Below are 25,646 nucleotides of genomic sequence, written 5' to 3' on the forward strand. Positions count from 1 at the left end.
CGTCGATGGCAACGGTGAATCTGGATCGCATCAGCAAGGTCTACTCCAACGGCCATATCGGTGTGGCCGAAGCAAGCTTCGATATCGCCGATGGCGAACTGCTTGTCCTGGTGGGCCCGTCGGGCTGCGGCAAGACCACGCTGCTGCGCATGATCGCGGGCCTGGAGTCGATTTCCTCCGGCACGCTGAGCATTGGCGGGCGCGTGGTGAACGAGGTCTCGCCGAAAGATCGCGACATCGCCATGGTGTTTCAGAACTACGCGCTGTATCCGCACATGACGGTGGCGGAGAACCTCGCCTTTGGCCTGCGCCTGCGCGGCAAGACCAAGGCGGAGATCGACCAGCGCGTCACGCAGGCTGCCAAACAGCTGGAAATCGAGCATCGCCTGACGTCGCTGCCGGCGGCGTTGTCCGGCGGCCAACGCCAGCGCGTGGCGCTGGGCCGCGCCCTGGTGCGCGAACCGAAGGTGTTTCTGCTGGACGAGCCGCTGTCCAACCTGGACGCCAAGCTGCGCCTGTCGATGCGCGTGGAAATCGCGCGCCTGCATCGCCAGCTCGGCGCCACCATGATTTATGTCACCCACGACCAGGTTGAAGCGATGACGCTGGGCCAGCGCATCGTGGTGCTCAACGGCGGGCAGATCCAGCAGATCGACACACCGATGGGGCTGTATGAAAAGCCCGCGAACCTGTTCGTGGCCGGTTTTCTTGGTTCGCCAGCGATGAATCTGCTGCGCGGTCCGCTGCGCCACGGCAACGGCTGGCAGCTCGACACGCCGCAAGGCAGCGTGCGATTGGGCGCGCTCGACGCGCAGACGCCCGAGCTGCTGCCGTGGATCGATCGCGAAGTGGTGATCGGCGTGCGTCCCGAAGATCTGCGTCCTGCGGGTGAAGCGAGCGCAACGCTGAGCGCCGTGCTGGAAGTGACCGAGCCGGTCGGCAACGAGATCTTCCTCAACCTGCGTCGCGGCGAGCAGTCGCTGGTTTCGCGCGTACCGCCCGGCGCGCTGCCCGAAGTCGGCAGCGTGATGCATTTCGAGCTGGCGCTTGATCGTCTGCATGTGTTCGACCCCCTCGCCGGCGCACGTATCGCCTGAGTGGACCATCACCCCTTCACGCTGCCCAGTAACAGTCCTTCGATGTAGTAGCGCTGCATCGCAAGGAACAAGGCAAGCACCGGTATCACGGTCACCACCGACCCGGCCATCATCAGCTCGCTGTCTTGCGCGTGCTCGCGCGAGAGCGAGGCCAATCCCAACGGCAGCGTGTAATGCTCCTGTCCGGTCAGCGCGATCAGCGGCCACATGAAATCGTTCCATGCGGTGAGAAAGGTGAAGATGGCCAGCGTCACCATGATCGGCTTGAGCAGCGGCAGCACGATCTGGCCGAAGATGCGCCACTCGCCCGCCCCGTCGATGCGCGCTGCTTCCAATAGCTCATCGGGAATGCCTCGTGCGTACTGGCGCACCAGGAAAATGCCGAAGGCGGTGGCCATCGCCGGCACGATTACCGCGCCGTAGCTGTTCACCATACCCATGTATTTCAGCATCAGGAACAAGGGCAGCATCGCCACCTGGGCCGGAATCACCAGCATGCCCAGCAGCACCTGGAACAGGCGTTCGCGTCCGGCGAAACGCAGTTTGGCAAAGGCATAACCGGCCATCACGTTGAAGGCGAGTGACAAGGCGGTGATCGCCGTCGATATCGCCAGGCTGTTGAACAGGTAGCGCCCCACGCCTGCGCGCAGGAACAGCACTTCGTAGTTGTGCCAGCTGGCATGCGCGGGCCACAGCGGCGGCGGCAGGTTGCTGGCCTCGCCCGGGCGCATGAACGACACCGAGAACATCCACAGCAGCGGAAACACCGCCACCAGCGTGCCGCCGATCAGCAAGCCGTAGATGACGGCTCGGGCGAAGCGCGGATTCATGCCGGCTCTCCGCGCCGGCCCACGCGCAACATCAGCGCGGTGACGACGAACATGATCACGAACAGCAGGAAGGCCACGGCCGAAGCGGTGCCGAAGTTCCACCATTTGAAGCCTTCGTTGTACATCAGGTACAGCACGCTGGTGGTGCTTTGCAGCGGGCCGCCTTCGGTCATTACATAAGGCTCGGCGAACAGCTGGAAATAGCCCGACACGGTGAGGATGCCCACCATCAGCAGGGTGGGCGCGAGCATGGGCAAGGTGATATGCCGGAACTGCTGCACCATCGAAGCGCCGTCGATGCGCGCCGCCTCGTAGAGGTCTCGCGGGATCGCCTGCAGACCGGCGAGGAAAATGATCATGTTGTAGCCGAAGTTTTTCCACACGGCGAACACGATGATCGACGGCATCGCCCAGTGCGGATCGCCCAGCCAGTCCACCGGGTGTATCCCGGCCAGACCCAGCGCGTAGTTCAACAAGCCGTACTTGGTGTTGAAGATGTAGCGCCACACCACCGCCACCGCGACGACCGTGGTGACGACCGGCGCGAACAGCGCGGTGCGGAACAAGGTCTTGAAGCGCACCAGCGGCGAGTTGAGCAGGAGCGCGGCGCCGAGCGAGACCATGATCGACAAGGGCACGCCGACGACCACGAAATACAGCGTATGCCCCAGTGCCGACCAGAACTTCGGCTGGTGCAGCAGATCCCAGTAATTGTTGAGCGCGACGAAGCGCAGGTGGCGGATATCCGCCAGGGCGTAGAGATCGTAGTCGGTGAGACTCAGTCCCAGCGCCGCCACTACGGGCAGCAGGAAGAACACGCCGAGCACCAGCAGTGCCGGCGCGAGAAACCACGAGGCGGCGCGCTGCCCATTCATGGCGAGGCCTCGGAAACGCGGGCGTGGTCGAGTATCCAGCGCCGTTTTTCGAGGATGCGATCGGCGCGGCGGTCGATTTCGGCAGCGGCCTGATCGATGGTCAACTCGCCCGCCACCGCCTGCGCGGCCACCAGCTGCATCTCGTTGGCGATCTGCTCCCATTCCGGCACGGGCGGGGTCGCCTTCACGTGTTCGAGCTGCTCGCGGAACGCCTGCACCTTGGGATCGGTACGCAGACTGCCGCCGTCCCAGGCGCTGCGCCGGGCCGGCATGTCGCCGAGCAGATCGTAGAAGCGCTGCTGCACGTCGGGGCGCGACAGGTATTCGATCAACGCCCACGCCTCATCCTTGTGCGCCGATCGGCGGAAGATCACCAGGCTGGAACCGCCTGCCGCACCTGTGCCGGCACCGTCGGGCCCGGGCAAGGGAGCGGTAGCCCATTCGTTCTCGCGGTCGGCGGGAAGACGCTGGCGGAACTCGCCGATGTTCCATGGACCGGAGAAATAGAACGCGTAGACGCCGCGCCCGAATTCTTCCCAGGGGTTGCCCGCTTCCACCGCGGTGATCGCCGGCGCCTGCTGCAAGCGGAACGTGTCCACATAAAACGCCAGCGCACGCTTGAAGCCGTCGCTGCGGAAATTGCCGTAGCGTCCACCGTCACGCAGCATCGATTCGGGCTGCTCCAGCGCCAGCGACATCAGCTGCTCGTATTCGTTGGTGGGCAGAAGAATGCCGTAGGTCCCCTTGCCCGGCTGGCTGAGCGCGGCGAGCATTTGTCGCCACTCGGCCCAGTTGCGCGGCGGTGCATCGAAGCCGGCGGCCTTCAACAGATCGCGGCGGTAGAACAACAGGCGCGTGTCGACATACCAAGGCACGCCGTAGAGCGCGCCGTCGATCAGGTTGGTCGACCAGATGTGGTCGAAGTAATCGTCGGGCTTTACCACCGTCGATGTCGCCACGCGTTGCTGCAATGGCGCCAGCGCCTGCAACGCGACGAACTCCGGCAGCCAGGTATTGCCGAGCTGGCTGAGGTCCGGCGTGGATCCGCCGGCAAACGCGGTGAGCAGCTTCTGATGTGCCGCGCTGAGCGGCAGCTGCTGCACCTTCACGTGAATGCCAGGATGCTCACGCTCGAACTCCGGCAGCAACTTCACCACCGCCTCGCCTTCGCGGCCGATGGTCCAGAAGGTGAGCGTGTGCGCGTCCTGCGAGGACGAGCAGCCCGCCAGCAGCAGCGCAGCGACGGACAGCAGGCGGCATGCCACCCGGCCCGTCGTTGCGTTGATGCGGCGAGACAGCTCAGGCATCGCTCATCGCTGCTTGGACTCCAGCCAGCCGCCGGTGAAGCCGGCGCGCTCCAGACCCTTGCGGACATACGGATTCTTGCGCATCACGTTCCATACAAAACCGCTGCGCCAGTTTTCAATCATCAACACGATGGGACCCTGGTCGATGCCGATCTGCTTGTCGTCCGCCCAACCCATGTTGGGCACGACGCGGCCTTCACTCGGCCTGGCGCCCGTATCGTAACTGGGGTTGAAGGCATCCACGAAACCGTACTTGCCATACACCGCGTCACCGTAGCGCTTCTTCATCTCCAATAGCGCCGGCACCACGATTTCCGGGGCAAACGCGATGGAGCCGATGGCGGCGGTGGGCGCGATGGTGCCGTCATCGGAAATGTAGTCGAGCCCGGCGCCACGTGCCGTATAGCCGTAGAACGCGCGCGTGCTGCCGTCGTCGCGTTTCACCACCGCGTCGCCCGGGCCGTTGCACGCGGTGAGGCCCCAGATGTTCTCGCCGTAGTCTTCCCAATGATTGGGATTGGCGATCGCATAGGAGCGCTGCGCGTAGGTCGCCTCGCGGCTGTTCTGGAAGTAGTCGGTGTTGTGATCCCGGCTCCAGGCATCCTGGATGCCACGGAAGTCGATCCAGCTGTGGCTGAACTGATGGCCGAACAGCGGCGCGAAGTTGAGGAAGGTGCGCCCCTGGAATTCCCCCCACTGCTTGGGATAGCTCTTGGCCCAGGCCTGCCACGCGTCATCGCTTACCGGATGCGTGGGCGATCCCATCGCCAGCACGTACACCATCATGCCTTCGTCGTAACCCTTCCAGTTGGCCGGGATGAACTTGCCGCCCGGCGTCCAGCCCATGCTGATCAACGGCGCCTTGGGCTGCATCCAGGTCCACTCGACGCGCTTGTAGATGGCGTCCGCCAGCTCGCGGATCTGCTTTTCCTTGGCGGAATGGCGATCGAAATACGTTTGCGCGAACAGCACGCCGCCGAGCAGCAGCGTGGTGTCCACGCTCGACAGCTCGACGCCGCGCCCATAGCGCTTGCCGGTCTTCATGTCGAGGAAGTGGTAGAAGAAGCCGTGATAGCCGCTGGCGTCGTCTTCGCTGTCGTTCTGCGTCGCGTCGTTGAAGAAGCGCAGCGTGGCCAGCGTGCGATCCGCCGCTTGCTCGCGCGTTACATAGCCGCGCTCCGCACCCACGCCATAGGCGGTCAGGCCGAAACCCACCGAGGCGATGCTGGCGAACGACTCGCCCGGCCAATGATCGGGAATCAATCCCGTCTTCGGATCGGCGCTGTCCCAGAACCACTGGAACGTGCGCTGTTCCAGTTCATCGATGGCGGCGCGCTGGTCTTTGGGAAGCGCGTTGTACTTGAGCCCGGCGGCGGCATCCGACGCAGGGGCCGCCCAGGCAGTGCCGATGGCGAGCGTGAGAGCGCCGACCAGGACGGCGCGAAGGAGAGGCTTGATCATGATCGGCTGCTCTTTAAAGAGAGGCCCGCAATATGCGGGCCTCGAAGTGCCGTCATCATGACGGCCATGGGGGGTGCCACTTAGAAGTTGATACCTGCAGTGACCTTGAGCGTACGCGGGTAACCCGTGATATCGCCCGTGGGGTTGTAGATCACCTGACGCTTGTTGAGCACACCATTGTTGCCGATGGTCTCGATGTAGTTGACGTAGTTGTTCCAGTTGAACGCATTGAGCAGGTCGATGCGCACATAGGCGTTGAGGTTTCCGTAGACCTTGAAGTTCTTGGTCGCCTGGAAGTCGATGTCGCGGTAACCGAACACCTTGCCACCGATCAGGAACTTGCCTTCGCCCGGCGGACGGACCGCAAAGTTCAGGCAGCCGCCGCCGTTGGTGAAGCCGCTGTCGTAGCCTGGCGCGGGTGCGCCATAGCAGGACAGGCCCAGATCGGGTACCGGGGTGGCCAGCGTCAGCTTGCTGCCGAACACGAAGCCCCACGGGCCGTCGAGCGAGCCGGTCGCCACCAGGCGATGCTTGGCGACGCCCGGAGCCGCCGAGTACGGATAGTTGCCGATCTTCTCGTAGTCAAACGCGTACTGGTCGGTCGGGTCGTTGTTGTCGTTGTTCTGCACGGCGTTCGTGTAGGTGTACGCGAACGAAGCGCTCCAGTGCGAATCCACCGTATAGGGCTTTTCGGCAGAGATCAGGAACTGGTTGGTCTTGGTCTGCAGGCCGTTGTTGCCGATGATCAGCGTGCCGTAACCCGGGATGCCGAAGCTCCACGGCTGGCTGCCGCCACCCCAGAAGGTGCCGTCCGGACGACGGTTGCCCAGCGTATAGACGATGCCGTCGTGGCTCTTGATGTTCACGAAGGCGACGCTGGTGTTCCACTCGCCGATCTTGTTGCGCATGCCGATGCTCAGCTGATCGGAATACGGCGCCTTGAGGTTGTTGTTGATCATGTCAACTTCCTTGCCCGCGTTGCTGTTGGCAACGAGCGCTTGCAGGGCAGGAATGCTCAGGTAGGCCGGGTTCCATGCCAGGCAGGTGGCGCTGGGCGTGCACGGCTGCGATGGCGTGTTGAAGAACAGCGTGGGCTGCGACAGCACCGACTTGGTCTCTTCGACCTGCAGCGATTCGTACAGGTTGCGATCGTACGAGCGGCCCCAGCCGCCGAAGATCACATGCTCTTCGTCGCCGAACAGATCGTTGGAGAAGCCCAGGCGCGGCTGGATTTCGTTCTTCTTCGCCTTGCGGTTGTTGCCGTTGCTGATGTAGTCGTTGATGTTCACGCCGCCCAGGGCGAGCGACTGCGCATAGGTCTGGCCCGCCGGTCCGTTCGGATCCTGCGAATTGAGCGCGGACACCACGCCAGCCGGCGTCTGGTAGTCGAGGTACGAAGGCGTCTTCTCATAATCCCAGCGCACGCCCAGGTTGAACGTCCAGTGGTCGTCGACCTGCCAGTCATCCTGGATGTACGTGCCGAACTGCTGGTCACGGCTGGTCGCCACCGGGCTCTGGCCCGGCGTCGGGTTGCCGAACTGCACCTTGTACGGAATCGACTCGGTGCCGTTTGGACCCACCGCATAGGTGTACAGCGCGTTGGTGTCGCCCGCGTCCTGCGCGGTCAGCTTCACCGACTTGAACTTCACGCCCATCTTGATCACGTGGTCGCCATGCCACTGGATGTCGTTGAGGGTGAAATCGTCGGAGATGGCCGGGCCCTTCTGGCCCTTGTTCTGATACGACAGCGGCGAGGAGCCGTCCACGAGCAGCGTGGAGTTCTGGTCGCTGGCGTCGGTGTACGACGCGCCGTAGCCCGTGGTGATGGGCGTGGGGTTGTACTGGGCGTCTTCGTACGTGGCCTGCAGGCGGTTGAACCAGCTGTCGGTGCTGTGATCCCAACGCAGGTCGAAGCGCTTGTCGGTGTTGCGCGTATTGAGCGAGGCATTGGCCGTGCTGTTGCCGCCGATACCGCTGATGGCGGTTTCGTCACGGTACTTGCCGCTCACTTCGATGCGGTCGCGGTCGGTCGGCTCCCAGTCCACCTTGCCGAACCAGTTGTTCTCCTTGAACGGCAGGTTGGCCGGGCCGATGCCGGCCTGCGCGCTCGCCGGCAGGTTTGCCCACAGGGCGGAGTTGCCCGTGGGTACCACGGTGATGGGGCTGTTGAATTCCTTGCCTTCATAGGCAAGGTAGAAATGCGCCTGATCCTTGAGGATGGGGCCGCCGATGTCGAAGCCGTAATCCTTCTCTTTGGAATCGACTTTCTTGTTGTTCGCCTGCTCAGAAGGCGTCTCTGCGCGCATGGCCGTGTTGGTGAAGCTGCCGAACACGTCGCCGTGGAACTCATTGGTGCCCGACTTGGTTTCGGCCGTCACCGCAGCGCTGGAGAGCTGGTCGTACTCGGCCTTGTAGTTGGACGTGATGACCTTGTACTCGGCCACCGCCAGCTGCGGGAACGGATTGCCCTGGCTGTTGTTCTGGCCGGTGACGCCGCCGGGCAGCACGTAGTTCTTCTGGCCCACGCCGTCGATATAGACGTTGATGTTGGAGCTGGCCTGCGCGCCCGAACGAAGGCTGGTGTTGCCGTTGGCGTCGCGCGTGAACACCATGCCCGGCACGGTGTCGGCGAATTCGAGGAAGTTGCGCGACGCAGCCGGCGTGGTTTCGATTTGGCGCAGGGACACCAGCTGGCCCACTTCGGAGGTCTTCACTTCCTCCAGCGTGGTGGCCGACACCGTCACGCCACCCAGGTTCTGCGCATTGGCTTCGGCCGGAGTCGCTGCAGCGGCCTGCTGCGCCGTGAGGTTCAGGGTGAAGGTGGAAGCCACCGTCACCGTCACCGTGCGCGCGGTGCCCGGACCGGCATCCACCTGATAGGTGCCCGGCGGCAGACCGACCAGCGCGAAGCTGCCGTCCTTGTCCGAATGCGTGCGGCGGGTAGCGCCCGTGGCGGTGTTCTTGGCCACCACGTCGACATCGGCGGGAGCCTGGCCACGAATGTTCGCATCCGAGCTCTGCGCCCACGAGATGGCCGGCGCGGAAGAAGCCATCGCGAGGGCAATGGCGGTAGCTAGTAAACGTTTACTTTTTTGGCGTTGAATATTCATAAGGTGTCTCCCCTCCCACAAAAGGCCGCCGCTCAGACGAGCGCCGGAGGCTGTTTCGTTGCTACGTTGGTCTGATGAGCTCCGCACGAATCGCGCACGACGACGTCGCAACGCAAAGTGCGGCTGTTGGAGCCGGTGTGCCCCTTGCCTTCCATGAGCTCGGTGAGCAGGAGCAGTGCGCTCTTGCCCAAATCTGCAATGCTGACGCCCACGGTGCTGAGCGAAGGCGAAACGTACCGTGCGATCAGGATGTCGTCGAAACCGGCCAACGCGATGTCCTCGGGGACTTTCACGCCAGCCTCTTTGAATGCCATCAGGCACCCCACCGCCGTCATATCGTTGGCAGCGAACACGGCACGCGGACGCGTCGCCTGCGCCAGTATTTCCTGGCCGGCCCGATAACCCGATTCCTCGGTGAAGTCGCCGGCAATGATGTTGAGCGTGGCCTTGGGCGCGTGCCTGGCCATCGCCGCGCGATAGCCTTTCTCGCGCTCTTGCGCGTCGTAGTTGCCGGCCGGGCCAGTGATGAAGGCCACCGATTCGTGGCCGGCATCGAGCAGATGCTTCACCATCGCCTGGGCGCCGGCGATGTTGTCGATGTTGATCGACGGATAACGCGCATGGTCGACCGGGCTGTCCAGCAGCACGGCCGGCAGGTCCGAGGGCAGGTTCCGGTCAAGGAACGGGCCATCGACGAATTCGGAAAGAATGATCATGCCGTCCACGCGGCCACGCATGGTGCGCACCGCCACCGCCGCGTCTTCCACGCCGTCGTGCGAGCTGGATACGAGCAGATGCAGGCCCTTGGCGCGTGCCGCCAGATCGATGCCGCGGATCAGTTCGGAGAAGAACTCACCGTACAGGTCGGGCAGCACCGCCCCGATCGTGTGGGTGCGGCCGGTGATCAGGCTGCGCGCGGCAGAATCGGGAACGTAGTGCAGATGAGCCGCCGCCTTGCGCACGGCATTTTGCGTTTCCGTCGTGACCCCGCCCAGGCCATTGAGCACACGGGACACCGACGCGATCGAGACTTTCGCCTCCCGCGCCACATCCTTGATGGTGGCCTTCTTGGTGGTCACATCGGCTCCTAGGACAGGGCGGCAGGGGATTCCCCGGCGGCGCTGCGGCGGAACGTAAACGTTTTCATGGAAACTTGTAAAGCCACCATTTCGGGCTTTTTTCGCTGCGCTGCAATACTTTCAAGCATAAAAACTTGCGAGCCGGGGACACAGCAACGCTGCCGCCTAGGCCGTCGGCCATATGGCGTCGCAACATCGAACGCTAAAATTTCGGTGGGGAACCAGACACGGTTGTGAACGAACCGTCAGCCTGCCGTAGCTTTGCGATGCGCAAACATCCATGGCCATAGCGCCGGCGAGTCGTAGGTCGGCACCCAGGAACCATGGTTCACACCGGGAAATTCGGTGTAACGCACTTCATCGCCGGCGCGGGTAAGCGCCTTGTTCATGGCCCGCGAATCGGCCGGCGGTACCTGGTCGTCGATCGCGCCATGGAAGATCCACATCGGCGTCGGCCTCACCCGGTTCGCCACCCAGGCGTAGGGATCGGCACCACTGGGCACGCCGTAGACCTTCAGTTCGGGCATGTCGTCGAGCCCGAGGATGCCGCCGCACACGGGCGCGGCAGCAGCGAACATGCCCGGATGATCGACCGCCAGCTGCCACACGCCATAACCGCCCATCGAGAGGCCGGTCAGGTAGAGCCGCGATCGATCGCCGTGATAGGTCGCGATGCTCTGCTCGAGAGCGGCCACGGCGGCGCGCTCCACTTCACCGCTCCACACCGTGTCGTCGGGCGCCTGGGGCGCCACCACCACGGCAGGAAATTCATCGCCATGTTTGGCCAGCCACGGCGGCAGGCCCTGCTTGAGCTGGGCTTCGTTGTCGTTGCCGCGCTCGCCGCTGCCGTGCAGGAACAACACCACCGGCCACGGGCGATCCGCCGTCCAGCCGGTGGGCACGAACACCTGGAAGGGATAGCGGTGACCATCCACCGTCACTTCGCTGGCGACGAAATGCGCGTCAGCGGCGTGCGTCGATCCGGCCAGGCCAAGCAGCAGCGAGGCTGCCATCCATCCCACGCGCTTCATCAGCATGTTCGTACTCTCCGTCAGTCGATGCCCGGAGAGTACAGACCCTTCGACGGATCAGGCCAGAGCAGCAAGAACCTGCTCCGTGGACCGCACGCGACCCAGGCGCGGGAAGATGTGCTCCACCGCGAAACGATGATGCGCGGCATCGCCCGAGCTCATGGCGTCTTCCACCAGCACCTGGTTGAAGCCCAGCTCGAAGGCCTGGCGAGCGGTGGATTCCACGCCGATATTGGTGGAAATGCCGGCCAGCACGATCTGCGTGATGCCGCGACGGCGCAGCTGCAACTCCAGTTCGGTGCCGTAGAACGCGCCCCACTGGCGCTTGGTGATGTGCAGGTCGCCCTCGGCCACGGCCAGTTCATCGGCGTAGTCCCACCAGTTGTCCGGCAGGGTGAAGTTGCGTGCAGGCTCGTCCGTCAGCGGACGCAACATGTCGCCGGCGTCGGCCGACCAGCCCACGCGCACCAGCGCCACGGGCGCCTTCAACTCGCGAAAACGCGCCGCCAGGCGACCGGCACGCTGAAAGACTTCAGCGCTCGCATGGGGGCCCGCGCCAAACGGGGCAATGCCCTTCTGCAGGTCGATCAGGACGAGCGCGGTGGTGCGGGGATCAAGCTTTTCCATGGGAGAACTCCAGCGATGTGCAGGGATCAGGCAGGGATTGCGCCGGCATCAACGTACAATCGACCCTGTTCGGGCCGCGCCCATGCGCCGGCTTTCAAGACTATTATGTGAGGACAGCCTCACATTGGAGTTTATGAGGATGTCCTCGCAAAACACAAGCCAGGGGGCGCGAGCGCCCAGCCGTCGCCGGGGCCACGAACGCGTGGCGGCGCTGCTTTCTGCGGCATCGGATTGCTTCGTCGAAAAAGGTTTCGATGCCACCACCATGACCGAGATCGCGGCTCGCGCTCAGGCCTCGATCGGCTCGCTCTATCAGTTTTTCCCTACCAAGGAGGCCGTTGCCGAGGCGCTGATCACCCAGCATGCCAACGGACTGAACGAGCGCATGGAGACCCTGGTCGCGCAAACGCCGAACTGGTCGACGGAGGAACTTGCGGCGCGGCTGATCCGCGCGTTCGCCGATTACCGCAAGCAGCATCCGGCCTTCGCCACCCTGGTCGAGGCCGCCGGTTCGCTGCCCTCGATGCTGGGCCGCACCATTCGCCAGCGCATGCGCGATTATTTGAGTCAGATTATCGCCATTCACGCGCCAGGGATTGCCGCAGGCGAGCTACGTCCGGCGGCGATGGTGGTGCAGCAATTCATGAAGGCCGCTGTCGCGCTCGAAAGCGAGCAACCGGCGAACCTGCGCAAGGCCGCGCAAAACCAGCTGCAGCAAGCACTTTCGCTCTATCTGCGAGAACTCGCGTCGCGCTGATTGCGGCGACAACTGTGTCGCACGTGCAACACGTGCGTAGGACGTCCAGCCATCTGGACGTCCGAATGCCTAACTCGACACGCGATTTAAACATTTTCAAAAGAAACTGTTGACAACCCGTCGGACGGGCCATTAGGTTCGTCTGCATGTCGCAGCGCAACAGCCATGACCGCATTGCCGAACCGATCCGTCCCCCGACGGTCGCCGGCCTGCTGCGACTTCGCACCAACCTCCTTCTTGCCCTTGTACTCGTACTCCTTATTACCAACGGAGGTGCGGGCTGAGGGCGTGTGTCCAGGTAACTAGAAAGACCACCTGAATACGACCAAAGAACCCCGCACCCGGTAACGGATGCGGGGTTTTTTGTTGCCCAAGGCGTGTGCCCATGGAGCCAGCGATGAACCCCGATAACACCCCGCCCCAGAGCGGCAACAGCGAGAACAGCGACGTGGGCGACGTAGCCGCCGAACGCCTGCGCATTTTCGATACGACCCTGCGCGATGGCGAGCAGGCACCCGGCTTTTCGATGGATCGCCGGGCCAAACTCCGCATGGCGCATGCGCTCGAGGCGCTGGGTGTGGACATCATCGAGGCCGGCTTCCCCAGCGCCTCGCCGGACGATTTCGCCTCGGTCGCGGAGATCGCCCGGGTGCTGCGCGGCCCTACCGTATGCGGCCTGGCACGCTGCCACGACAACGACATCGACGCCTGCGGCCGCGCGCTGGAAGTGGCGCGCCACGGACGCATCCACCTGTTCCTGTCCACCAGCCCGCTGCATCGCGAGCACAAGCTCAACATGAGCAAGCAGCAGGTGATCGACACGGCCTGCGCCGCCATCGAGCGGGCCAAAAAGCTGTGCCACGAGGTGGAGTTCTCCGCCGAAGACGCCATGCGCACCGAACCGGAGTACCTGGTCGAGGTGTTCAGCGCGGCCATCGCCGCCGGCGCCACCACGGTGAACGTGCCCGATACCGTCGGCTACACCACGCCCATCGAAATGGCCGAGCGCATCACCTACCTGCGCCAGCACGTGCGCGGGGCGGACCAGGTGATCTTCTCCACTCACTGCCACGACGACCTGGGCATGGCGGTCGCCAACAGTCTCGCCGGTGTTGCCGCCGGTGCGCGCCAGGTCGAATGCACCATCAACGGCATCGGCGAGCGCGCCGGTAACGCCTCGATGGAAGAAGTGGTGATGGCGTTGCGTGTGCGCGCTGCCTACTTCGGCGTGGATACCGGCATCGACGCGCGCAAGCTCTATCCCACCTCGCGCCTGCTGACCCAGCTGACCGGCCAAGCCGTCGCGCGCAACAAGGCCGTGGTCGGCGACAACGCGTTCGCGCACGAGTCCGGCATCCATCAGCACGGCATGCTCAAGCATCGCGGCACGTACGAAATCATGCGTCCGCAAGACGTGGGCATGGGCGAGACGCGACTGGTGCTGGGCAAGCACTCGGGCCGCCATGCGCTGCGCCAGCGTCTGCAGAGCCTGGGCCACGAGGTGGAAGAGGCCGCAATGGACAGCATCTTCGCGCGCTTCAAGGCGCTGGCCGACAAGAAGCGCGAAGTGCACGACCAGGACCTGGAAGCGATCGCGCTGGGCATGGATCCGGAAGCCACCGGCCCCTGGCGCATCGTGCAGCTCAACACCAACTCTCATCTGGGCGGCAGCGCGTCGGCCTCGGTGAAGCTCACCCATGACAGCGGCCATGAAGTGGGTGAAGCGGCGATCGGCGACGGCCCGGTCGATGCCGTGCTGCGTGCCATCGAGCGCGCTACCGGCACCTCGCTCGACGTCACCCAGTTCCAGGTGCGCGCCGTGAGCGAGGGCGGCGACGCGCAAGGCCAGGCCCAACTCACTGCGCGCCACGCCGAGCGCGACTGGCGTGGCTCCGGCGTAAGCACCGACATCATCGAAGCGACCGCACATGCCGCGCTCGCCATCGTCAACCGCATCGAACGACAACAACCCGTGTCGCCACGGGCTGCGGTCGCGAGCCTGTGAAACCGAGGAGCACCAAATGACGACGCCCTTCCTCTGGCACAACGGCCAGATCAAACCCTGGACCGAGGCTACGGTCCACGTCAGCACCCACGCGCTGCACTACGGCTCCTCGGTATTCGAAGGCGAGCGCGTATATGCGACGCCGCAGGGCCCGGCCTATTTCCGCCTCGCCGATCACACGCGCCGCCTGTTCGAATCGGCGCGCATCTACGAGATCGAGATCGGCTACAGCGAAGACGAGATCAACGCGGCCTGCCATGAAGTGATCCGCGCCAATCGCATGAAGTCGGCCTATGTGCGCCCCATCGTGTTCCGCGGCGCAGGCGGCCTGGGCGTGCTGCCGAAGACCGATTCGCCGGTGGACGTGGCGATCATGGCGCTGGAATGGGGCGCGTATCTCGGCGAAGCACTGGAGCACGGTGCCGACGTGTGCGTGTCCTCCTGGCAGCGCCCCGCACCGAACACCTTTCCCAGCTGGGCCAAGGCCGGCGGCAATTACCTCAGCAGCCAGCTGATCGCGCTCGAGGCGCGTCGCGGCGGCTACGCCGAAGGCATCGCGCTGGGTCATAACGGCCTGCTGAGCGAAGGCGCGGGCGAAAACCTGTTCCTGGTGAAGAACAACAAACTGCTCACGCCACCGACCAGCGCGGGCATCCTCGCCGGCATCACCCGCGAGTCGGTGATCACGCTGGCCGGCGAACTGGGCATCGTGGTGGAAGAACGCGACCTGCCGCGCGAAGCGCTATACACCGCCGACGAGATCTTCATGACCGGCACCGCGGCGGAAATCACGCCAGTGCGTTCGGTCGATCGCAAGCCGGTGGGTGCAGGACGTCCGGGCGACGTCACACGCGCACTGCAGAAGGCGTTCTTTGGCTTGTTTGATGGCACCACAGCTGACCAGTGGGGCTGGCTCACGCCCGTCCAGATCGAAGCAGCGCAGGAGGCTGCGTAATGGCAAAGACATTGTTTGAAAAAGTGTGGGACGCCCATGTCGTCGCCGCTGAAAGCGCCGACACCCCCGCAATCCTCTACGTCGATCTGCACCTGGTGCATGAAGTCACCTCGCCGCAGGCCTTCAGCGAACTGCGCGAGCGCGGTCTGAAGCTGCGTCGCCCCGATCGCATGCTGGCAACGCTCGATCACTCCACGCCCACCCTGCCCGCCGGCGCCGACGGCGAGCGTCCCTACGCGAACGCCGAAGCCAAGGCGCAGGTGTCGCAGCTGGAAACCAATTGCCGCGAATTCGGCGTTGAACTACACGGCTGGAACAGCAGCGATCGCGGCATCGTGCATGTGTTCGGCCCGGAACTGGGTGCGACCCAACCCGGCATGACCATCGTCTGCGGCGACAGCCACACCTCCACCCACGGTGCGTTCGGTGCGCTGGCATTCGGCATCGGCACCACGGAAGTCGGTCACGTGATGGCCACGCAGTGCCTGCTTCAGCGCAAGGCGAAAACGCTGGCCATCCATGTGGACGGTCATCTGTCCGCGGGCGTAGGTGCGAAGGACCTGATCCTGCACATCATCGGCGAGATCGGCGTGGACGGTGGCACTGGCTACGTCATCGAATATCGCGGCGACGCCATCGAGCAGCTGTCGATGGAAGAGCGCATGACGGTGTGCAATATGTCGATCGAAGCGGGCGCACGTGCAGGCATGATCGCGCCCGACGAAACGACATTCGCCTGGCTGAAGGGCCGTCCCCGTTCGCCGCAGGGCGCCGCCTGGGACGAAGCCGTCGCACGCTGGAAGTCGCTGCGCACGGACGATGGCGCCGAGTACGACCGCGAAGTGCGCATCGACGCGAGCAAGGTGCGTCCCACCGTCACCTATGGCACGCATCCGGGCATGGCCATCGCGATGGACAAGCCGGTTCCCGCGGCACGCAATGCTCAGGAAAAGCGCGCGCTGGATTACATGAAGGCCGAGGCCGGCAAGCCGATGCAGGGCACGCCGGTCGACGTGGTCTTCGTCGGTAGCTGTACGAACTCGCGCCTTTCGGATCTGCGCGAGGCCGCTCACGTACTGCGCGGTCGTCGCGTCGCCGATGGTGTGCGCATGCTGGTGGTGCCGGGTTCCGAAGCGGTGCGCCGCGACGCGGAGAACGAAGGCTTGCATCACGTATTCACCGCTGCAGGTGCCGAGTGGCGTGAGCCCGGTTGCTCGATGTGCATCGCCATGAATGGCGACTTCGCGCAGCCGGGACAGTTGGTGGTGAGCACCTCAAACCGCAACTTTGAAGGTCGCCAGGGCAAGGGCGCGCGCACGGTTCTGGCGAGTCCGGCCACGGCGGCAGCATCGGCCGTCGCGGGGCGCATTGCCGATCCGCGTGAGTATGCGACGGAGGTGGCCGCATGAAGGGGCGAGCTTTTCTTCCTCTCCCCTCCGGGGAGAGGACTGAGGTGAGGGGTCACTCTTGCCTCGGTCAAACATCAGAGCGCGCTTCGATGTGCGTTCCCGCGAGCACCCGCCCCTCATCCGCCCCTTCGGGGCACCTTCTCCCCGGAGGGGAGAAGGGACTTTGTCCTTCGGAGGTTTTTTAATGCGCCCGATCACCCGCCTCCACTCCCGCACCGCCGTGCTGCCGGACGAGAACATCGACACCGACCGCATCATCCCCGCGCGCTTCCTCACCACCACCGAGCGCGCCGGCCTGGGCAAGCTGTGCTTCAACGACTGGCGCTATCAGGCCGACGGCAGCGACAACCCGGCCTTCCCGCTCAATCAGCCACAGGCGAAAGGCTGCTCGATCCTCATCGCCGGCCGCAATTTCGGTTGCGGCTCCTCGCGCGAACACGCGCCGTGGGCGCTGCTCGACTACGGCATCCAGGCGGTGCTGTGCAGCGAGATCGCCGACATCTTCCGCAACAACGCGCTGAAGAACGGCCTGCTTGCCATCGTGCTGGACGAAGCCGAACACCGCTGGCTGCTGGAACACCCGGGCATCGAGCTGTCCATCGACGTGAAGGAACAAGTGATCGCCCTGCCCGACGGCGGCCATATCCATTTTCAGCTCGAAGCATTTGCCCGCCACTGCCTGCTCAACGGCGTGGACCAGCTTGGGTACCTGCAGCAACACAGCGACGCCATCACCGCCTACGAACAACGCACGGAGAAAGCTGCATGAGAGCGCACATCGTCACCCTGCCCGGCGACGGCGTCGGCCCCGAGGTCACTGCAGCGGCCGTGGCCGTGCTCGATGCCGTGGCAGCGCACTACGACCATCACTTCCATTTTGAAGAACACCAGATTGGCGGTTGCGCCATCGATGCCACCGGCGAGCCATTGCCCAAGGCCTCCCTGGAAGCCTGCAAGGCCGCCGACGCGGTGTTGCTCGGTGCGGTCGGTGGCCCGAAGTGGTCCGACCCGAGTGCACCGGTGCGTCCCGAGCAGGGTCTGCTGGCGCTGCGTGCCGCGCTGGGCGTCTACGCCAACCTGCGACCGCTGCAGGTGCATCCCGCGCTGGCCGAGCTGTCGCCGCTGAAGAACGAAAAGCTGAAAAACGTCGACGTGCTGTTCGTACGCGAACTCACCGGCGGCGCGTACTTCGGTGCCAAGACACGCACCATCGACACCGCCATCGACGAATGCAAGTACACCGTGGCTGAAGTCGAGCGCGTGACGCGTCGCGCATTCCAGCTGGCACGGGAACGCCGCAAGCACGTCACCTCGGTGGACAAGGCCAACGTGCTGGAAACCTCGCGCTTGTGGCGCAGCACCGTGCAGCGCATCGCCGGTGAATTTCCCGATGTGAAGCTGGAACACCAGCTGGTCGATTCGATGGCCATGCTGTTGCTGACCCAGCCTGGCAAGTACGACGTGGTGGTCACCGAGAACCTGTTCGGCGACATCCTCACCGATGAAGCCGCCGCGCTGGCCGGCTCGCTGGGCCTGCTGCCTTCGGCGTCGCTGGGCGAAGGCAAGGGTGGACTGTATGAGCCCATCCACGGCTCCGCGCCGGATATCGCCGGCCAGGGCGTGGCCAATCCGATTGGCGCCATTCTTTCCACCGCGATGCTGCTGCGCCATTCGCTGGGGCTGGAAGAAGAAGCGACTACGGTGGAAGCGGCCGTGGCCGAAGTGCTGGAGCACGGTCCGCATACCCGCGACATCGGCGGCGACGCCGGCACGCAGCAGGTATTGGAAGCGGTGTTGGCCGCCATCGACGAACACGCCTGCAACGCGGCAGCTTTTCTTCGCTGGGGCCGCGCCTGTGGCTGAGTCATTCGAGCATCTCTCAAGGAACACGCATGCGCAGTGATCTGATCAAGACCGGCCCCGACCGTGCCCCCGCGCGCGCCATGCTCCGCGCCACCGGCCTGGACGACGAAGCGATTGCCAGGCCGCTGGTGGCCGTCGTGCACACCTGGTCCAACGTGAGCCCGTGCAACCTCAATCTGCGCGAACTGGCCGAACATGTCGCCGACGGCATTCGCGCTGCGGGCGGCACGCCGGTGGAATTCAACACCATCGCCGTGACCGACGGCATCGCCATGGGCACGCCCGGCATGCGCGCCTCGCTGATCAGCCGAGAGGTGATCACCGACTCCATCGAGCTGGCCGTCGATGGCCACTGCCTTGACGCGATGGTGGTGCTGTGCGGTTGCGACAAGACCATTCCTGCCGCTGCGATGGCGATGGCGCGACTCAATATCCCGGCCGTCGCGATGTACGGCGGCACGATTGCGCACGGCACCCACGACAACCATCCGATCACCATCCAGCAGGTGTTCGAAGCAGTCGGTGCGCACGGCGCGGGCAAGATCAGCGATGCCGAACTGACTTCAGTGGAGCGCGATGCCTGCCCCGGCGCCGGTGCATGCGGCGGGCAGTTCACTGCCAACACGATGGCGATGGTGCTCTCCACGCTGGGCTTGTCGCCGCTGGGCTTCAATGACATCCCCGCCACACATCCAGCGAAGGCAGTGGCCGCACGCCGCTGCGGCGAGCTGGTGATGGAGTGCCTAAAAGAAAACCGCACGCCACGCGAACTGCTCACCGAAACCGCGTTCCGCAATGCCGCGCGCATGGTCGCAGCCACGGCCGGTTCCACCAACGCTGTGCTGCACCTGCTCGCCATCGCACGTGAAGCGGGTACGCCGTGGACGCTGGAGGATTTCGAGCCTGCATCGAAACACACCCCGGTGATCGCAGATCTGTTGCCTGGCGGCCGCTACACCGCGGTCGAGATGTTCGGGGCCGGCGGCAGCGCACGCGTGGCGGAAGAACTGATTGCCGCGGGCATGCTGATCGACGCACCCACCGTCACCGGTCGCAGCCTGTTCGATGAAGTCGCTGCGGCACCGCGAGCTGAAACGCAGGACGTGGTGCATCCGGTGTCAAAGCCGCTGAAGCCGCGCGGCGGCTATTCCATCCTCTACGGCAATCTCGCGCCGGACGGTTGCATCCTCAAACTCGCCGGCAAGGGCGCCAACCACTTCGAGGGACGCGCCCGCGTGTTCGAAAGCGAAGAGCAGGCGTTTGCCGCCGTTCAGGGCGGCAGCATCGAGAAGGGCGACGTCATCGTGATCCGCAATGAAGGCCCGGCGGGTGGCCCAGGCATGCGCGAGATGCTGGGCGTGACGGCGGCGCTGATCGGCCGCGGCCTGGGCGACGACGTGGCCTTGATCACCGATGGTCGCTTCTCCGGCGCCACCCACGGCTACATGGTCGGCCATATCGCACCGGAAGCGGCGCGCGGCGGCCCGATTGCGCTGCTGCACGAAGGCGATCGCATCCGCATCGACGCCGAAACGCGCCAGATCAGCACCACCGCCGATCTCGCCTCCCGTCGCGCCAGCTGGCAACCGCCTGCGCCCAAGGTCACGCGCGGCGCCATGGCCAAGTACGTCGCCCTGGTGGGCTCCGCGTCTGAAGGAGCCACCACGCAACCCATCGCATCACGCAGTCCATCCGCCTCTGTTTCCCGACACGTCAACGAAGACACGAACGCAGGAGTCACCGCATGAGCAACAACAACGACACGCTGGCCAAGGCCCGCATCGCCGTCCTGGGCTTTGGCAGCCAGGGCCGCGCCCACGCACTCAACCTGCGCGACTCCGGTCTCGACGTGGTGGTTGGCCTGCGCAAGGGTGGCCCCTCGTGGGAGAAAGCCCGCGCCGAAGGTTTCACCGTGGCTGAGCCGGGCGATGCCGTGAAGGACGCCGACCTGGTCGCCGTGCTCACGCCGGACATGGTGCAGCCGCAGCTATATCGCGAGCACATCGAGCCGAACATCAAGCCGGGCGCAGCGTTACTGTTTGCGCACGGTTTCAACGTGCACTTCAAGCAGATCGATCCGCGCGCCGACATCGACGTGATCCTGGTGGCGCCCAAGGGCCCGGGCGCGCTGGTGCGTCGCGAGTATGAAATCGGTCGCGGCGTGCCCAGCATCTGGGCCGTGCACCAGGACGTCAGCGGCCAGGCGGAAGCCCGCGCCAAGGCGTATGCCGATGGCATCGGCGGTGGTCGCGCGCTGCTGATCAAGACGGACTTCAAGGAAGAGACCGAGACCGATCTGTTCGGCGAACAGGCGGTGCTTTGCGGCGGTGCCAGCTCCCTGGTACAGGCTGGTTTTGAAACGCTGGTCGAAGCCGGTTACCAGCCGGAAATCGCCTATTACGAAGTGCTGCACGAACTGAAGCTGATCGTGGATCTGTTCTACGAGGGCGGCATTTCACGCATGCTGGAGTTCGTCTCCGAAACCGCGCAGTACGGCGACTACGTGAGCGGCCCGCGCGTGATCGATGCCGGCACCAAGGCGCGCATGAAGGACGTGCTCACCGATATCCAGGACGGCACCTTCGCGCGCAACTGGATCGCCGAATACCAGGCCGGCCTGCCGAACTACAAGAAGTTCAAGCAGGCGGACCTGGAGCATCCGGTGGAACAGGTCGGCGCCAAGCTGCGTGCTCGCATGCCGTGGCTGCAGGCGAATGCGCCCAAGCCCTCGGCTGAGCCGCTCAAGAAAGTAGGTTGATATTTGGCCGCTGCGGCTGATGCCGCAGCGGCATGCTGGTTGTTGTTCGACTTGAGAGGGGCGCTTATCCCGCAAGCATGCAAGACCCTTCCTGGCCCTCCCCCGATGATTTGGGGGAGGGCACTTTTCCAACCAACTCGATCCGCCGAAGCATCGGCGAATCTGGGGAACCCGACCATCGTGAACGTGCCACTGCAACGTGCTCTTGAAAGTCGCGACATGCCCGCTTCGACGCATGCGCTCGCCGGCCAGACCATGAGCGGTGCAGAAGTCGTCGTGCAGGTATTGGCGGACGAAGGCGTCGACGTGCTGTTCGGTTATTCGGGTGGCGCGATCCTGCCGGTGTACGACGCGGTCTTCCGATTCAATGCCACGCATCTGTCGCCGATGGGCGGCGAGCCGATGCCCTTGATCGTGCCTGCCAACGAGCAAGGCGCCGGCTTCATGGCGGCCGGCTATGCGCGCGCCTCGGGCAAGGTGGGCGTGGCCATCGTCACCTCCGGCCCGGGCGCCACCAATATGGTCACGCCGGTGCGCGATGCGATGTCCGATTCCGTGCCGATGGTGGTGATCTGCGGCCAGGTGCCCACCGGCGCGCTCGGCAGCGATGCCTTCCAGGAGGCACCGGTCAGCAACATCATGAGTCCGTGCGCCAAGCACGTGTTCCTGCTCACCGATCCCTCGCGGCTTGAAGTCACCTTGCGTACGGCCTTTGAGATCGCGCGCAGTGGACGTCCGGGCCCTGTCGTTGTCGATATCCCCAAGGATGTGCAGAACAGTCCGCTCACCTTCGCCGGTGAAGGCACGCTGCCTATTCCCGGCTATCGCGCCCGCCAGCACGCCATCCAGAGCGCACGCGTGGATGACGCGCAGTGCGAGATTTTCTTCAACGCGCTGGCAAGGGCGAAGCGTCCGCTGATCTATGCGGGTGGCGGCATCATCTCGGCGGAGTCCTCCGCCACGCTGCGCGCTTTCGTGAAGCAGTTTGGCCTGCCGGTGACCACCACCTTGATGGGCATCGGTGCGATCGACACCACTGAACCGCTCGCCTTGCATATGTTGGGCATGCACGGTACGGCCTACGCCAATTACGCCGTCGAGGACTGCGATTTCCTGCTCGCGCTTGGCGCTCGTTTCGACGATCGCGTGGCCAGCGTGCCGGAGCGCTTTGCCCCGCACGCACGCTTCATCGCACAGATCGACATCGACCCCGCCGAGATCGGCAAGGTGAAGTCGGTGGACTGGCATCATCATGGCGACCTCGACGCGACGCTATCGCGCCTGCAGCAATACGGCATCCGTCACGGCCTGCATTTCGCAAACGATGGGCGCTATGCGGACTGGCACTCCCATATTGCTGCGCTCAAGCACACGCATGCGCTGAACTACGACCGCGAGAGCGCGTTGATCCAGCCGCAGGCGGTGATCCAGGCCATCAACGAACACACCCAAGGCCGCGCCGTGATCAGCACCGGCGTGGGCCAGCACCAGATGTGGGCCGCGCAGTACTTTGATTTTCGCGAGCCGCGCCATTGGCTCACGTCCGGTTCCATGGGCACCATGGGATTCGGCCTGCCCGCCGCCATTGGTGCGCAGTTCGCGCGGCGCGACGCGGTGGTGATCGATATCGACGGCGACGCCAGCATCCGCATGAATCTGGGCGAGCTGGAAACCGTCACCACCTATGGCCTGCCGGTCAAGGTCGTCGTGCTCAACAACATCGGCGACGGCATGGTGCGCCAGTGGCAGAAGCTGTTTTTCCGTGGCCGCTTTGCATCGTCGGACAAGAGCCTGCACAAGAAGGACTTCATCAAGGCGGCGCAGGCTGATGGGTTCGAGTGGGCGAAGCGCCTGGAGGACAAGGCGGAACTGGCGGAGACCATCGCCGACTTCCTTGCCTTCGATGGCCCTGCATTTCTGGAAGTGATGATTGACCCGGATGCCGGCGTGTATCCGATGGTGGGTCCGGGGGCGACGTACGCGCAGATGATCACCGGCGATTTCATTCCGTCGCGGGTGGCACCGGCGTCGGACGGCGATGCCACCTCGGACATGTTCTGAGCATCGGCAACACGGAGCCCGCATGAGACATACGCTATCCATCCTGTTGCAAAACGAATCCGGCGCCCTGATGCGCGTGGCCGGGCTGTTCGCCGCGCGTCATTGCAATATCGACACGCTTACCGTCGCCGCCACCGAAGATCCGGCCGTCTCACAACTCACCCTGGTGCTGCATGGCGCCGACGCCACCGTCGAACAGATCATCAAGCAGACGCGCAAGCTGGTGGACGTGATCGAGGTAAGCCACCCGCTCGCCACGCCATGAATGCACTTGCTGCCACGCTGGACGCGGATCCGCTGAGCGAGCACGAACTACTGCGCCAGACAGTGGGCGCGCGCGTCTACGATGTGGCGCGCGAGACATCGCTTGAGCCGGCGACGCTCCTATCCACGCGATTGGGGCAGCGTGTCTTGCTCAAGCGCGAAGACCAGCAGCCGGTTTTCTCGTTCAAGCTGCGCGGCGCCTATAACCGCATGTGTCAGCTGGACGCGGCGCAACGAGCCCGTGGCGTGATCGCCGCCTCGGCGGGCAACCATGCCCAAGGCGTGGCGTTGGCGGCGGCGCGGCTTGGCATACACGCAGTGATCGTGATGCCAGTGACGGCACCCCAGGTCAAGGTCGACGCCGTGCGTCGCTTTGGCGGCGACCAGGTCGATATCGTGCTGACCGGCGACTCCTATAGCGATGCGCAAGCCGCGGCGGCACGACTGCAGCACGAACACGGCTACACCTTCGTCCATCCGTTCGACGATCCCGCGGTGATCGCCGGGCAGGCCACCGTGGGCATGGAAATCCTGCGCCAGCATCCCGGGCCACTGCACGCCATCTTCGTGCCCGTCGGCGGTGGCGGTTTGCTCGCTGGTATCGCCGCTTATGTGAAGGCGCTGCGTCCGGATGTGAAAGTGATCGGCGTTCAGACCTGCGACTCCGATGCGATGGTCCAATCACTGGAGGCAGGCGCACCGGTATCGCTGTCGGAAGTCGGCCTGTTTGCGGATGGCACGGCCGTGAAGCGTGTGGGCGATCTCACCTTTGCGCTGTGCCAGCGCCATGTGGACGCCATGCTGCGGGTGGATACGGACGCGATCTGCGCGGCCATCCGCGATGTCTTCCAGGACACCCGCAGCGTGCCCGAGCCTGCCGGCGCACTCGCGCTGGCCGGGCTCAAGCAATACGTCGCCACGCATGGCGCTTCGGAACACCCGATGGTGGCCGTCGTCTCAGGCGCCAACCTCAATTTCGACCGGCTGCGCTTTGTGGCCGAGCGCGCGGAAGTGGGCGAGCAGCGGGAAGCGGTGTTCGCGGTGACCATACCCGAGGAACGCGGCAGCTTCCGCCGTTTCTGCGAGGCACTGGATCAGCGCAGCATCACGGAATTCAACTACCGCATCGGCAATGCCAGCCAGGCGCATATCTTCGTCGGCATACAGACTGCGCATCGCGATGAGCGCGAGACGTTGATCGAGGCTTTCCGTGCCCACGATTTCGGCGTGCTCGATCTCACCGACGATGAACTGGCCAAGCTGCACCTGCGCCACATGATAGGTGGCAGCTCACCGCTGGCGCGCGACGAGCAGCTGTTCCGTTTCGAGTTTCCCGAACGCCCGGGCGCGCTGACGCGCTTTCTGGGGCATATGCATCCGGACTGGAATATCAGCCTGTTCCATTACCGCAATCAGGGGGCGGATTACGGGCGCATCCTGGTCGGAATTCAGGTGCCGCCGGATGAACGGATCCTGTTTCAGGCGTTTCTGGACACACTCGGCTATCCGTATCGCGACGAGAGCGAGAATCCGGCGTATCGGTTGTTGTTGAGGGAATGAGGCACGTCAGTCGCGCACAGGGTGCGCTCCCACAGGGACCCCACAGGGGGCTGGATCCTCCTGTGGGAGCGCACCCTGTGCGCGACGCTCTCCGTCACGACTCGACCACCTCCAACTCAAACACATGGTTGTCGTAATCACTGAAATACAGCGCCGTGTCCTCGCGGGCCATCTGATAATCCAGCGCCAGCTCGTCCATGCGCCGCGCGCAATCGAGCTGCTCCTGCTTGGTCACGGCGAACGCGATGTGGTCGCCGTTGCGTGACGCGGGACCGCTGCCGCGGATCAGGGCAAATTCCAGCCCCGCCAGCGCCACGATGACTTCCGGATGGCTATCGGCCGGATCTTCCTCGCGCAAAATGCGCGCATCCTCGAACACGCCGGTCAACAGCTCGGCCGTGCGCGTGGGATGGGCAACGATCAGGGCGACGTGGCTCAGGGCTTTGGGCACGGGCTCATCTCCAGTCGGGAAAGTGGAAAGTTTAGGCCGCTTTATGACCGTGTTGCGACAAGGTGCGCCCCGCAAACCGGCGCTGCGTCACGCTACCCACGGCGGTGGGCCACGCTACACTTCATGGATGGCTCCTACTTCCCGCA

At 64.5% G+C, this 25,646-nt stretch carries 21 protein-coding genes; 12 read left to right on the forward strand and 9 right to left on the reverse strand.

Annotation, left to right across the window (positions count from 1 at the left end):
- Positions 1 to 5: 5 nt before the first annotated feature.
- A complete protein-coding gene (locus AB4Y82_RS15150) occupies positions 6 to 1,097 on the forward strand; it encodes an ABC transporter ATP-binding protein (RefSeq protein WP_441602754.1) in 1,092 nt (363 codons plus the stop codon).
- An 8-nt stretch (positions 1,098 to 1,105) separates the two neighbouring features.
- Here the strand turns inward: AB4Y82_RS15150 and AB4Y82_RS15155 are convergent, their stop codons facing one another.
- The 8 genes from AB4Y82_RS15155 to AB4Y82_RS15190 form a co-directional block, all read right to left on the reverse strand.
- The gene (locus tag AB4Y82_RS15155; protein WP_441602753.1) at positions 1,106 to 1,927 is read right to left on the reverse strand and encodes a carbohydrate ABC transporter permease; all 822 of its coding nucleotides are present in this window, start codon (positions 1,925 to 1,927) and stop codon (positions 1,106 to 1,108) included.
- On the reverse strand, positions 1,924 to 2,802 hold the full coding sequence (locus AB4Y82_RS15160) for a carbohydrate ABC transporter permease (protein WP_441602752.1): 879 nt from the start codon (positions 2,800 to 2,802) through the stop codon (positions 1,924 to 1,926). Before AB4Y82_RS15160 ends, AB4Y82_RS15155 begins: the two co-directional genes overlap by 4 nt.
- Positions 2,799 to 4,109, reverse strand: coding sequence for a sugar ABC transporter substrate-binding protein (locus AB4Y82_RS15165; protein WP_441602751.1), 1,311 nt, complete (start codon positions 4,107 to 4,109; stop codon positions 2,799 to 2,801). The genes AB4Y82_RS15160 and AB4Y82_RS15165 overlap by 4 nt, the downstream gene beginning before the upstream one ends.
- 3 nt (positions 4,110 to 4,112) lie before the next feature.
- On the reverse strand, positions 4,113 to 5,570 hold the full coding sequence (locus AB4Y82_RS15170; RefSeq protein ID WP_441602750.1) for a glucoamylase family protein: 1,458 nt from the start codon (positions 5,568 to 5,570) through the stop codon (positions 4,113 to 4,115).
- A gap of 80 nt (positions 5,571 to 5,650) precedes the next feature.
- Positions 5,651 to 8,623, reverse strand: coding sequence for a TonB-dependent receptor (locus AB4Y82_RS15175; protein ID WP_441611455.1), 2,973 nt, complete (start codon positions 8,621 to 8,623; stop codon positions 5,651 to 5,653).
- An 89-nt stretch (positions 8,624 to 8,712) separates the two neighbouring features.
- Complete coding sequence (locus tag AB4Y82_RS15180) at positions 8,713 to 9,759, reverse strand: LacI family DNA-binding transcriptional regulator (protein ID WP_441602748.1); 1,047 nt, start codon at positions 9,757 to 9,759, stop codon at positions 8,713 to 8,715.
- A 245-nt stretch (positions 9,760 to 10,004) separates the two neighbouring features.
- Positions 10,005 to 10,796, reverse strand: a complete 792-nt coding sequence (locus AB4Y82_RS15185) for a prolyl oligopeptidase family serine peptidase (RefSeq protein WP_441602747.1) — start codon at positions 10,794 to 10,796, stop codon at positions 10,005 to 10,007.
- A gap of 51 nt (positions 10,797 to 10,847) precedes the next feature.
- Complete coding sequence (locus AB4Y82_RS15190; protein ID WP_441602746.1) at positions 10,848 to 11,417, reverse strand: hydrolase; 570 nt, start codon at positions 11,415 to 11,417, stop codon at positions 10,848 to 10,850.
- 202 nt (positions 11,418 to 11,619) lie between these two features.
- Here AB4Y82_RS15190 and AB4Y82_RS15195 point away from each other — a divergent pair, with 202 nt between their 5' ends.
- From AB4Y82_RS15195 to ilvA, 11 genes are all read left to right on the forward strand, one after another.
- Positions 11,620 to 12,174 carry a TetR/AcrR family transcriptional regulator gene (locus tag AB4Y82_RS15195; RefSeq protein WP_441602745.1) on the forward strand — a complete coding sequence of 185 codons (555 nt, stop codon included), beginning with the start codon at positions 11,620 to 11,622 and terminating at the stop codon, positions 12,172 to 12,174.
- Positions 12,175 to 12,571: 397 nt separating this feature from the next.
- On the forward strand, positions 12,572 to 14,179 hold the full coding sequence (locus tag AB4Y82_RS15200) for a 2-isopropylmalate synthase (RefSeq protein WP_441602744.1): 1,608 nt from the start codon (positions 12,572 to 12,574) through the stop codon (positions 14,177 to 14,179).
- Positions 14,180 to 14,195: 16 nt separating this feature from the next.
- Entirely contained in the window at positions 14,196 to 15,134 is a 939-nt protein-coding gene (locus tag AB4Y82_RS15205; RefSeq protein WP_441602743.1) for a branched-chain amino acid transaminase, read from the forward strand.
- The gene (gene leuC / locus AB4Y82_RS15210; protein ID WP_441602742.1) at positions 15,134 to 16,543 is read left to right on the forward strand and encodes a 3-isopropylmalate dehydratase large subunit; all 1,410 of its coding nucleotides are present in this window, start codon (positions 15,134 to 15,136) and stop codon (positions 16,541 to 16,543) included. Before AB4Y82_RS15205 ends, leuC begins: the two co-directional genes overlap by 1 nt.
- Before the next feature lie 184 nt (positions 16,544 to 16,727).
- The gene (gene leuD / locus AB4Y82_RS15215) at positions 16,728 to 17,312 is read left to right on the forward strand and encodes a 3-isopropylmalate dehydratase small subunit (RefSeq protein ID WP_441602741.1); all 585 of its coding nucleotides are present in this window, start codon (positions 16,728 to 16,730) and stop codon (positions 17,310 to 17,312) included.
- Positions 17,309 to 18,406: a 3-isopropylmalate dehydrogenase gene (gene leuB, locus AB4Y82_RS15220; protein ID WP_441602740.1), complete on the forward strand. Its 1,098-nt coding sequence runs from the start codon at positions 17,309 to 17,311 to the stop codon at positions 18,404 to 18,406. Before leuD ends, leuB begins: the two co-directional genes overlap by 4 nt.
- Before the next feature lie 29 nt (positions 18,407 to 18,435).
- On the forward strand, positions 18,436 to 20,154 hold the full coding sequence (gene ilvD, locus AB4Y82_RS15225) for a dihydroxy-acid dehydratase (protein ID WP_441602739.1): 1,719 nt from the start codon (positions 18,436 to 18,438) through the stop codon (positions 20,152 to 20,154).
- Complete coding sequence (ilvC, locus tag AB4Y82_RS15230) at positions 20,151 to 21,164, forward strand: ketol-acid reductoisomerase (RefSeq protein WP_441602738.1); 1,014 nt, start codon at positions 20,151 to 20,153, stop codon at positions 21,162 to 21,164. The genes ilvD and ilvC overlap by 4 nt, the downstream gene beginning before the upstream one ends.
- Before the next feature lie 219 nt (positions 21,165 to 21,383).
- A complete protein-coding gene (gene ilvB, locus AB4Y82_RS15235; protein ID WP_441602737.1) occupies positions 21,384 to 23,225 on the forward strand; it encodes a biosynthetic-type acetolactate synthase large subunit in 1,842 nt (613 codons plus the stop codon).
- A gap of 22 nt (positions 23,226 to 23,247) precedes the next feature.
- Positions 23,248 to 23,490 (forward strand): acetolactate synthase small subunit, encoded by a 243-nt coding sequence (gene ilvN / locus AB4Y82_RS15240; RefSeq protein WP_121883570.1) that lies wholly within the window; start codon positions 23,248 to 23,250, stop codon positions 23,488 to 23,490.
- Positions 23,487 to 25,049, forward strand: coding sequence for a threonine ammonia-lyase, biosynthetic (gene ilvA / locus AB4Y82_RS15245; RefSeq protein WP_441602736.1), 1,563 nt, complete (start codon positions 23,487 to 23,489; stop codon positions 25,047 to 25,049). The genes ilvN and ilvA overlap by 4 nt, the downstream gene beginning before the upstream one ends.
- A 94-nt stretch (positions 25,050 to 25,143) precedes the next feature.
- Here the strand turns inward: ilvA and AB4Y82_RS15250 are convergent, their stop codons facing one another.
- Positions 25,144 to 25,500, reverse strand: coding sequence for a hypothetical protein (locus AB4Y82_RS15250; protein WP_441602735.1), 357 nt, complete (start codon positions 25,498 to 25,500; stop codon positions 25,144 to 25,146).
- Positions 25,501 to 25,646: the final 146 nt, after the last annotated feature.

It is taken from the genome of Dyella sp. 2YAF14 (assembly GCF_052114725.1).
Lineage (GTDB): Bacteria > Pseudomonadota > Gammaproteobacteria > Xanthomonadales > Rhodanobacteraceae > Dyella.